6 protein-coding genes, 1 tRNA gene, 1 pseudogene and 2 riboswitches are annotated in these 8,157 nt (G+C 69.1%); of the genes and pseudogenes, 5 read left to right on the top strand and 3 right to left on the bottom strand.

Going from position 1 to position 8,157, the window contains the following annotated elements:
• Positions 1-496, bottom strand: a 496-nt coding sequence (locus ABZ749_RS23405) for a tetratricopeptide repeat protein (protein WP_357231111.1), incomplete at its 3' end; no start/stop codon positions are given.
• A gap of 232 nt (positions 497-728) precedes the next feature.
• Between ABZ749_RS23405 and ABZ749_RS23400 the strand changes: the two genes are divergently transcribed.
• Positions 729-812, top strand: a tRNA-Leu gene (locus ABZ749_RS23400).
• 19 nt (positions 813-831) lie between these two features.
• Here ABZ749_RS23400 and ABZ749_RS23395 read toward each other — a convergent pair.
• A complete protein-coding gene (locus tag ABZ749_RS23395; protein WP_357231108.1) occupies positions 832-2,226 on the bottom strand; it encodes a recombinase family protein in 1,395 nt (464 codons plus the stop codon).
• Positions 2,227-2,409: 183 nt separating this feature from the next.
• On the opposite strand from ABZ749_RS23395, the gene ABZ749_RS23390 reads away from it, so the two are divergent.
• The 3 genes from ABZ749_RS23390 to ABZ749_RS23380 all read left to right on the top strand — a co-directional run bounded on the left by ABZ749_RS23390 (position 2,410) and on the right by ABZ749_RS23380 (position 4,319).
• A complete protein-coding gene (locus ABZ749_RS23390; protein WP_357231105.1) occupies positions 2,410-2,739 on the top strand; it encodes a metalloregulator ArsR/SmtB family transcription factor in 330 nt (109 codons plus the stop codon).
• Positions 2,739-3,431, top strand: coding sequence for a cation transporter (locus tag ABZ749_RS23385; protein WP_357231102.1), 693 nt, complete (start codon positions 2,739-2,741; stop codon positions 3,429-3,431). Before ABZ749_RS23390 ends, ABZ749_RS23385 begins: the two co-directional genes overlap by 1 nt.
• A 231-nt stretch (positions 3,432-3,662) precedes the next feature.
• Positions 3,663-4,319: a DJ-1/PfpI family protein gene (locus ABZ749_RS23380; RefSeq protein WP_357231099.1), complete on the top strand. Its 657-nt coding sequence runs from the start codon at positions 3,663-3,665 to the stop codon at positions 4,317-4,319.
• A 272-nt stretch (positions 4,320-4,591) separates the two neighbouring features.
• Here ABZ749_RS23380 and ABZ749_RS23375 read toward each other — a convergent pair.
• A pseudogene (locus ABZ749_RS23375) lies at positions 4,592-4,825 on the bottom strand (copper resistance protein CopC); the annotation flags it as partial.
• A 408-nt stretch (positions 4,826-5,233) separates the two neighbouring features.
• Positions 5,234-5,447, top strand: a riboswitch (cobalamin riboswitch).
• A 116-nt stretch (positions 5,448-5,563) separates the two neighbouring features.
• Between ABZ749_RS23375 and metE the strand changes: the two are divergent.
• Entirely contained in the window at positions 5,564-7,813 is a 2,250-nt protein-coding gene (metE, locus tag ABZ749_RS23370; protein WP_357231096.1) for a 5-methyltetrahydropteroyltriglutamate--homocysteine S-methyltransferase, read from the top strand.
• A gap of 156 nt (positions 7,814-7,969) precedes the next feature.
• Positions 7,970-8,157, top strand: a riboswitch (cobalamin riboswitch). This riboswitch is flagged as partial in the annotation.

The following is an 8,157-nucleotide window of genomic DNA, read 5'->3' as shown; positions in this document are numbered from 1 at the left end:
GCTCGGTCACCGGGGCGGCCGGGGCAGCATCGAGCGTCGGCGCGGGGTGGTGCTCGCCCGGGGGCGGCGGGGGTGGGCCGAGGTAGTCGCGGGCTGCGCGTACCGCCGGGTGGTTCTCCCCCAGTGCGGCGGGCCCGGCGGTGGCGACGCGGGTGTAGTTGCGGCGGGCCTCGTGCCGGTTGCCGAGCTCCTCGGCCACCTCGGCGAGTTCGAAGGCGAGGGCGAGCATCAGCGGGTCGGAGTGCTGCCAGCGCCGCTCGCCCGCCGCGAACGCCTCCTCCAACACCCGGCGGGCGGCGAGCGGGTCGTCCCCCTCCCGGTGCAGCCGTGCCAGCAGGTGCGCGGTGTGCAGCACCTCGGGATGGTCGTCACCGTACGGCGGGGGAGCGGCTTCGACGACCTCCGCGAGCAGTTGCCGGGCGGCGCTGAGGTCGCCCGCGGCGCGCAGGGCGAGGGCTCGGTGCTGGGCGGCTGCCAGGGGGGAGGGATGGGACACGTGGCAATGCTGCCGTCACAGGGCCGCCGGACGCTACCCGGACACGCCCCGACGGTGTGTCGGTGCGGCCGTTTTGAGGCGGCTTGAGCAGCGGCGAAAGCTCCAGGGGAGAGGCGCCGGAAGGCGATGTGCATGATCCACGAGTGGCGTGTACAGTAACTCCCCGTGCGGCCCGCTGTGCTGACCACCGGATGAAAGATCATCTGGTCGGCAAGGTAGGCTGAACGTGTAGGTCCGGGTGGCGGAATGGCAGACGCGCTAGCTTGAGGTGCTAGTACCCGTATAGGGTGTGGGGGTTCAAGTCCCCCCTCGGACACATCATTACCACATATCGATCATGATCCGCGCAGGTTGGCCTGCGCGGATTTTTCTGTGGTTGGTGTGCAGTGTTCCTGGTCGCAGACGATGGTGATCTTCCTGCTGTGTAGGAGTGTGACCAGGTCGTGTGGGGTCTGGATGCCGCTGGGGAGGTGGGGATGGTCGGCGAGTCTTGCGATGATGTGGTCTTCTCTGAGGTAGAGGATCTTGCGTCGGCGGTTGGTGGGTTGTTGGGTGCTGGTGTGGCCGTGGCGGCATCGGTAGCCGGGGCGTTGGTTGATCCAATGGGATTCCAATCGTCGGCCGCAGGGTCCGCAGCGCAGTAGGCCGGTGAACAGGTAGCGGTGGGTGGTGCCGTCGTGGGCGCTGCGGTGGGAGCGGATGGTCTGGACGGCGACGAAGTCCTGTTCGCTGACCAGCGCGGTGTGGGCCTGTTGCGTGGAGACCACCCAGTCCACGCTCGGGTTCCGCCGGATCGGTGCTCGCTCCGAGCGGCTAGCGTCGGCGTCGTGGTGCGCGGGTTGCCGGTTCCAGACCTGCCGGCCCGTGTAGCGAGGGTTGGCGAGGATCGCCGCGACTGTTCGTAGGGTCCACCGGTTGCCGCTGCGGTGGGGGTTGCGGTCGGGATCGACGTCCGACGGGCACGGTATGCCGGCGTCGTTGAGGGCGCGTGCCATGCTGGCGAGACTCTGGCCATCGAGGCGTTGGGCGAACATCCACCGCACGTGTCCGGCCGTGGCCGGGTCCGGTTCGAGGCGTTGAAGCCGGCGACCCCAGCGCGCCTGGGCGGTGTTCGGATGAGGGCCGGCGTCGGTGAGTCGGTATCCGTAGGGCGGTCGGCCTCCGAGATACCGTCCCTGCTCTCGCGCTTGGGCGCGCATCGCGGTGACGACCCGGAACCGGGCGCGCTGTACCTCGCGTTTCGACTGGGCGCCCAGCATCATGATCAGTGCCTGGTGGGTCGGGTTGTGGTGATCGACCGGCCCGTCTGTCTCGGGCAGCCACAGCTGCACATCGTGCTGTTCGAGCACGGGCGCCAGGTGCTGCAGCTGATTGGCGGAGAACGCCCGCTCGTACTCGCCGACCACGATCGCGTCGAACCCGCGATCTGGATCGTCGAGCGCGGCCAGCAGCGCGGCGGCCTGCGGACGCTGCCGCCAACCGCGGCGGCGAGAGCAGCCGACATCGAAGTACTCGGCGACGATCACCCCGTGACCGGCGACGAGCTCAGTGGCGCAGTCCCGCTGCCAGTGCCGGGACGTCACCCGGTCCTGGTGCTCGACGGTCGACATCCGACCGTAGAACGCAAACCGCAGGCCGGGCTGCCTATGGGTAGGTGGTTGCGGATTGTTCGGCTGGTTGTGGAGCCAACGGGTCAGCGGATCGAGAGCGTCGCTCTGGTTGTTGGACACGCCGACATTCCTACGAAGAATCCTCGTGGTCGAGGCGGACAGGCAGTCCGCTGGCGCTGGTGTAAAGAGAGGTGGGCCGTACGCCGTTGAGACCCAGCGCCAGACGCAATGCCGGGTCGGCAGCCGCGGAGGAACTAATAGTTCAGCATCACATTAATTCAGGAGCTGGTGTATTGTCGGGTCGTGGAGACGCTGACGCATGGGCAGGTACTGGCCCGCTTTGGTCACGCCTTGTCCGACCCGGTCCGGGCTCGGCTCCTGCTCGCGCTGCGCGAAGGCCCTGGCTATCCGGCAAACCTCGCCGAACTATTGGGCACGAGCAGGCAGAACCTGTCCAACCACCTGGCGTGTCTGCGAGGCTGCGGCCTGGTCGTCGCCATACCCGAGGGTCGACGCTCTCGCTACGAACTCGCCGACGCGCGCCTCGCGCACGCCCTGGGTGATCTCCTCGGTCTCGCCCTTGCGGTCGACCCGGCCGCCTGCCCGAGCACCGAGGCCGAGGGCTGCTGCTGATGAGCCTGCCGCACATCTCGCTGACCGCGGCTCCGCCGCCGTCTCGACGGGCGGTGCTGATCCGCCGGGTGCGGCTGTTCGTGGCCGCGACCATCACCTACAACCTCATCGAAGCGGCCGTGGCGATCAGTGCCGGGACGATCGCATCGTCGACCGCGCTGATCGGCTTCGGCCTCGACTCGATCATCGAGGTCGCCTCCGCCGCCGCGGTGGCGTGGCAGTTCTCCGGCCCGAACCATGAACGCCGTGAACGCACCGCGCTGCGCATCATCGCGATCTCGTTCTTCGCCCTCGCCGGCTACGTCGGCATCGAGTCCGTGCGCGCGCTGCTCGGCACCGACCGCCCCGAGCACTCCACGATTGGCCTGCTCCTCGCGGCCGTATCGCTGGCGGTCATGCCGATCCTGTCCGCCGCGCAACGCCGCGCCGGCCGCGAACTCGGCTCCGCCTCCGCGGTCGCCGACTCGAAACAGACCCTGCTGTGCACCTACCTGTCCGCCGTTGTGCTCCTCGGGTTGGCCGTCAACTCGCTGTTCGGCTGGTGGTGGGCCGACCCAGCCGCCGCGCTGACCATCGCCGCCGTCGCGATCAAGGAAGGCCGCGAAGCCTGGCGCGGCGACACCTGCTGCACCCCCACCACAGTGGTAGACGACTCCACTGCACCCGGCTGCGCCGACGGCTGCTGCACCTAACGTGACGACTGGGGCGGGCGCGCCCCGGCGCAGCGCTGGATGAAGGCCCGGAAAGAGCAACGCCTGGTGGTGATTGACGACGGCCCCCGCCGGCGATCACGGAGGCTGGCCTGGTGCCAACAACGTCAGGAACTTTCCCTCCTCCGCCCCCGACTATTCAGATATTGACGGTTATCAGAGGGGTTGCTGGTGAGACGACGGGCAGTGTTGACGGGCGGTGCCGCCGCGAGCGTGGGCACGCTGATCGGCGGGCAGGCGACTGCGGCCACCCCGCGCGATGCGAAAGGGCCTCTGCGGGTACGCATTGTCATGTTCGACGGCGTTGAGGAGCAGGACTTCATCGCGCCGCAGGAAGTGTTCTCGCTGGCCGGGTGGTACAGCAGCAGAAAGATCGACACCGGCTACATGGTGCTCGGCAGGCCTCGCGTCATCACCGCCGCATTCGGCACTCGCGTGACGATCGACCGCGGCTGGCGGCCCGAGGAGGCGGATCTGATCGTCGTACCCGGTGGCGGTCGTCCCGGAGAGCCCGGCATCTGGGCGGAGATCAACAATGGGGCGCTCCCGAAGGCGCTCGCGACGGCACGCCGCCCGGGTCTCACCATCTCGTCACTCTGCACCGGCGCGATCATTCTTGCCGCGGCCGGACTGGTCACCGGCCGTCCCTGCACCACTCACACGGTTGCCAAGAAAGAGTTGGCCGCGCGCGGTGGCGTTGTCAAGAACGCGCGCGTCGTCGACGACGGCGACCTGGTCACCGCCGCCGGCATCACGTCCGGCTTGGATCTGGCGCTGCACCTCGTCGCGCGCGAGCTCAACGCGGACGTCGCTGTCCAGGTCGAAGAGGCCCTTGAATACCAGGCACGGGGCACGGTCTGGACCCGGTGAGGCATTGACGTGGGCCGAGCGCCGGCGTCACCGCTAGTGGTCTGTCTGGGTTGCGGTGTCTCGGCCGCGTTTGATGCCCGCTTCGCTGCCGCCGGTTCCGTCAGCGGCGGCGCAGGACGATCACGTTGTCGGTCACCTCGGCGGACTCGCCGCTCGGGCCGGTCGCGGTGCGGGTGCGGGCCTCGCAGATGACGGTCTGCCAGTGGGACGGCGACCGACAGGTAGCTCACCGAGTACTGACCTTTGGCGGGCAGATGCGCGAGGGCCACCACCGCCGGGAAACCCGTCGTGTACTCGCGAGGCTCGAACTGGCCGTTGACCAGGAAGTACTCCCGTACCGGCTTGTCCAGCGGCTTGGGCTCCCCGTACGTCCAGCCGTTGTCGACCCGGCTGCCGCCCGGGGCGGTGATGGTGAAGTACGCGTTGGCGGCGTCCTTCTCGGTGAAGTACAGCCGCACCGTCGTCAACGGCTCGTTCACAGTGGCGCCGGCCACCGGTGTGGACATGGCGAGGGTCCCGTGAGCCGCGGCCGGCGGAGCGGACGCGAGCAGTGTGACCGCCGAGGCGAGGACGAGCGCGAGCAGGCCCGAGACCATGCGGCCAGGAGACTGAGGGAGACGACGCATCTGAATATCCTCACCGCGGTGAGGCTTTTCGCAAAAGGTCGCGATCTTTTTCCTCAGGTAGCAAAAGTTGGATACGCTGCGGTTCCAGCCCTGTGTCACACATGTGAAAGGCTGTGCCGTCGTCGAGGCGGGGCGGAGTCCTCAACGAGCGTTCGTGTCCGGGTGGACGCGGGTCTCGGTCGCATCGAGGGGCTCAGAGGGTTCGCCCTGGCATGAGGTGGAGGCGCGCCGCGACGTCGTTGGTCCCGCAGGGCGGACATGCCAAGCCCAAATCGCGTACGGAGCCCTAGGATGGACAACGGTGTTGGTTCGCCGTGGCCTGAATGGTCGTGGCGTCGTAAGAGGGAACCCGGTGCGAGACCGGGACTGCCCCGCAGCGGTGAGTGGGAACGACCGCCGTCATCAAGCACTGGGCCGCGAGGTCTGGGAAGCGACGGCCAGTAGGCGACCGAACAGGTCACGCCCGCGAGTCCGAAGACCTGCCAGCGCCGCGCATGCCAGCCGGTGTGCGCCGCCGATGGTCTCTCGGGACGGCCGGGGCGGAAGCCGGTACGCATCCGTACCCCTTCCTTCCCTGCTGTGGCGCGAGTCCTCGGCCGCTTCGAGGGAAGGACCCCCATGAACACCGCATTCGGTCAGAGCACCGTGCTCGGTTATCCGCGCATCGGCGGCAACCGTGAGTTGAAGAAGGCCGTGGAGGCCTACTGGGCGGGTCACATCGACGCGGAGGAGTTGGAGACCACCGGCACCGCGCTACGGGGTGAGGTCTGGCGGGCGCTGCGCGACGCAGGTCTGGACGCGATTCCGTCCAACACGTTCTCCTACTACGACCACGTGCTCGACACCGCCGTGGCCGTCGGCGCCATCCCGCAACGCTTCACCCGCCTCGGCCTGTCCGAGCTGAACACCTACTTCGCGATGGCCCGCGGCGTCGACGCCGAGCCGGCACTGGAGCTCACCAAGTGGTTCGACACGAACTACCACTATCTGGTGCCGGAGGTCGGCGCCGACACCGTCTTCGCGGCGAACCCCGCGAAGGCGTTGCGCGAGTACCGCGAAGCCCGTGACCTCGGCATCGAGAGCCGCCCGGTGCTGGTCGGACCGGCCACGTTCCTACTGCTGTCCAAGCCCGCCGACGGGGGCGGGCAACCGTTTGACCGGTTGGCGGACCTCATCGACGTGTACGCCGACATCCTGGGGACGCTCGCCGACGCCGGAGTGCGGTGGGTGCAGCTGGACGAGCCCGCCTACGTGAGCGACCGCAGCGAGGCTGAGATCGCCGCGCTCCGCGACGCGTACACCCGGTTGGGCGCCGTGCAGCAGCGGCCGAGGATCTTCGTCGCCACCTACTTCGGGGAGCTCGGTGGCGCACTGCCCGCTCTGCTGGACACGCCCGTCGAGGCGATCGGCCTGGACCTGGTCGCCGGGCCCGGCAACCTGCAGCGGCTCGCTGGCGCGGGGCAGTTGCGTGGCAAGACGATCGTCGCCGGGCTTGTCGACGGCCGCAACGTCTGGCGCACCGACGTGCGAGCGGCGATCAGCGCCGGCGCGGCGGTGACCGGGCTCGCCGACCACGTCGCGGTGTCCACATCGTGCTCGCTGCTGCACGTGCCGGTGGACCTGTCCGTCGACACCGCGCTCGATCCGGACCTGCGCCACCGGTTGGCCTTCGCCCGGCAGAAGGTCGACGAGGTCGTCCTGCTGGGTCGGGCGCTGCGCAACGGCACCACGACCCTGCCCGCGCCGCTTGCGTCGGCCCCGCCGGGATGGCATGACGACGGTGTGCGAGGGCGCCTCGCCGCGCTGCGCGGGGTGGACCGGCAGCGCGGCGCCTACCCGCAACGCGCTGCCGCGCAGCAGGCGAGGCTGAGTCTGCCGGCGCTGCCAACGACCACGATTGGCTCGTTCCCACAGACCGACGAGCTGCGCAAGGCCCGCGCCGCGTACCGGGCTGGGCGACTCGACGAGACGGGTTACCAACAGCGGATGCGAGCTGAGGTCGAGCGGGTCATCCGTCTTCAGGAGAGGTTGGGTCTCGACGTGCTGGTGCACGGCGAGCCGGAACGCAACGACATGGTCCAGTACTTCGGCGAGCAGTTGAGCGGGTTCGCCGCCACCGAGCACGGCTGGGTGCAGTCCTACGGCTCCCGCTGCGTACGCCCGCCGATCATCTACGGCGATGTCACCCGCAAGGCACCCATGACCGTCGGTTGGTCCACCTACGCCCAGTCGTTGACCGACAAGCCGGTCAAGGGGATGCTCACCGGTCCGGTGACGATCCTGGCCTGGTCGTTCGTCCGCGCCGACCAGCCGCTCGGCGACACCGCCGATCAGGTCGCGCTCGCCTTGCGCGACGAGTGCCGCGACCTCGAAGCCGCGGGCATCCGGGTGATCCAGGTCGACGAGCCGGCCCTGCGCGAGACGCTGCCGTTGCGCAAGGCCGACCGGAATGCCTACCTGGACTGGGCGGTCGGCGCGTTCCGTCTGGCGACCTCCGGCGTCGCCGACGGCACCCAGATCCACACCCATCTGTGCTACTCGGAGTTCGGCGAGGTCATCACCGCCATCGACGCTCTCGACGCCGACGTCACCAGCATCGAGGCGTCCCGTTCGAAGATGGAGGTCCTCGACGACCTCGCCGCGATCGGATACCGCCGCGGCGTCGGACCCGGTGTGTGGGACATCCACTCACCGCGGGTGCCCGCGCACGACGAGGTCGTCGAGGCGCTGCGTCGGGCAGCGGCGGCGGTCCCTGTCGAGCGGCTGTGGGTGAATCCCGATTGCGGTCTCAAGACCCGCGGCTACGCGGAGGTGCAGGCGTCCCTCGAACATTTGGTAGCCGCTGCTGCCGAGCTTCGCCGCGAGTAACGCGCTGTGCCGGGTGGGATCTCGAGCTGATCCCGCCCGGCACGCCGGGCAAGCAAGTTCCTGGATGAGCAGCAGTAGCGGGGTGAGGTCAACTCGGCCGCAGGGGAACAGTGCGGGCCGTCGTCGAGCCCCTGCCTACCGCGTGGGTGGGCTCGTCGATCAATTAGAATGGCTGGTGGCGCTGGTTCGCCCGATCGTGACTGATCGGGCGTCGTAAGAGGGAACCCGGTGGGAATCCGGGGCTGCCCCGCAGCGGTGAGTGGGAACGACCGCCGTCATCAGCACTGGGCCAGTGGCCTGGGAAGCGACGGCCAGTAGGCGATCGGCGTGCAGCCGGTCGGGCC

The organism is Micromonospora sp. NPDC047753 (assembly GCF_040642735.1).
GTDB lineage: Bacteria > Actinomycetota > Actinomycetes > Mycobacteriales > Micromonosporaceae > Micromonospora.
The sequence above is the reverse complement of the archived record's forward strand: the minus strand, read 5'-3'. Positions and strand labels throughout refer to the sequence as shown.